At 66.6% G+C, this 1,859-nt stretch carries 1 protein-coding gene; it reads left to right on the top strand.

Features of this window, described 5'->3' with window-relative positions:
- Positions 1 to 396 precede the first annotated feature (396 nt).
- Positions 397 to 1,761, top strand: a complete 1,365-nt coding sequence (gene ltrA / locus ABZ656_RS57760; RefSeq protein ID WP_101403508.1) for a group II intron reverse transcriptase/maturase — start codon at positions 397 to 399, stop codon at positions 1,759 to 1,761.
- Positions 1,762 to 1,859: the final 98 nt, after the last annotated feature.

Raw genomic sequence — 1,859 nt, 5'->3', positions numbered from 1 at the left:
GTGCAACCGACCAGTCCGCAACATGAAGTGAAGCCTGCAGCGTCGTCAATTCCACCCCGCCTCGTGGGGCGGGTCAAGGAGGAGCCGAGCCTGTGATGATTGGGCGAAGGCCATGGAAGGCGATCTTGGACCTGGAGCGGTCGCCGAAGAACCTCCCGGCGTAAGGGGCGTGGAATGGTCGGAAGGTTGTCCTGGGAACTGGAGAGGTCCTCCTCGGCCCCGGGCATGCGGCCCGGGAGCGTGGCCTGCTTATAACCGGCGGAACCGGGAAGTGGCGGGCTGCCGAGAGGAAGTCGGAGGGGGTCGTAGTAGTGCTGATCGGCGGGACAACACAACCCGTCAGGAGCGAAGGGCCCCTGCTTCATCGATGCGTGACACGAACAGGGAGATACCCGGATGAGTGCCGTTTCGGCTAGTTCCATCCGCCGGGAGGAAGGCGTCGCCAGGCTGGACAGCCGCCCTCTGGACAAGGTCCGAGCCCTGCAGTGGACGCTCTACCGCTGTGCCGAGCAAGAACCCGAACGCCGGTTCCATGCCCTGTATGGCCACGTCCACCGCATGGACGTTTTGTGGCGGGCCTGGTCCGGCGTGTGCACGAACCGGGGCGCCCCCGGCGTCGACGGGGTCACCGTCGACGCGGTGGTGTCGTCCGGGGTGGAGGAGTTCCTCCAGGACCTGGCGGAGCGGCTGCGGACCGGGACCTACCGGCCGTTGCCCTTGCGCCGAGTGAAGATCCCCAAGCCGGGGCGGCCGGGGGAGTTACGGCCGCTTTCGATCCCCACCGTGACCGATCGGGTGGTGATGACGGCCGCGAAACTGGTACTTGAGCCGCTCTTCGAAGCCGACTTCCTGCCGGTCAGTTACGGGTTCCGGCCCAGACGGTCCGCGATCGACGCGTGCGAGGCCGTGCGCATTGAGGCGAACCGGGGCCGGGAGTGGGTGGTCGAGGCCGATATCCGAGACTGTTTCGGGACGATTGACCATGAAGCACTCGTGATCCAGATCGCCCGGCGGGTTTCGGACCGGAAGATGCTCAAGCTGATCCGGGGCTGGCTGCGGGTCGGGGTACTGGAGGGCGGGGTGAGTGCCTCAACAGGCGCAGGAACCCCACAAGGCTCACCGATTTCGCCCCTTTTGGCGAACGTCGCGCTGCACGTCCTCGATGAGGCGTGGCAGCGGGAGGGGCGTCGGTTAGGGGCGCTGATCCGGTACGCCGACGATTACGTTGCCCTATGTCCGAGCAGGGAACGTGCCGAGCAGGCGCGGGATCTGTCGGGCAGGGTGCTGGCCGGGCTCGGGTTGCGGCTGCACCCGGACAAGACCGGCATCATCTATCTCGCCCGAGGCGAACAGGGCTTTGATTTTCTCGGCTTCCACCACCGCAAGGTGGAATCGTGGCGGCGGCGGGGCAGGTTCTACCTGCAGCGCTGGCCTTCGGCGCGAGCGATGCGGGTACTGCGGGACAAGATCCGCGCAGCAACTGCCTCCTCGAAGACCGAACGGCCGGTGTCCGCTGTGGTCGCCGACCTCAACCCGGTCCTGCGGGGCTGGGCCGCGTACTTCCGCAACGGAAACTCTGCACGGAAGTTCAACGCAATCGACGGCTACGTCCACGAGCGGCTGGCGACCTTCGCCAGCCGGAAACACAGCCTGCCAGGCCGGAACTGGACCACCCGCTACACCCATGGGTGGATCAGTCGGCTCGGGGTCTACCACCTGACCGGAAACGTGCACTGGGGGACGGTGCATGCCAGCCGGTGAACGATGTCGGAAAGCCGGGTGCGGGAGAACCGCATGCCCGGTTTGAAGCGGCGGGGACTGGAAACGGAGCAACAGCCACCGCGCCAGTCCCCGACCCT

This window comes from Streptomyces sp. NPDC007095, from assembly GCF_040634475.1.
Classification (GTDB): Bacteria; Actinomycetota; Actinomycetes; order Streptomycetales; family Streptomycetaceae; genus Streptomyces.
This window is presented reverse-complemented; position numbering and strand designations above follow the sequence as displayed.

Excerpts from the sequence above, each read along its gene's own strand:
- ltrA (WP_101403508.1), top strand. The coding sequence starts at position 397 with ATGAGTGCCGTTTCGGCTAGTTCCATCCGCCGGGAGGAAGGCGTCGCC.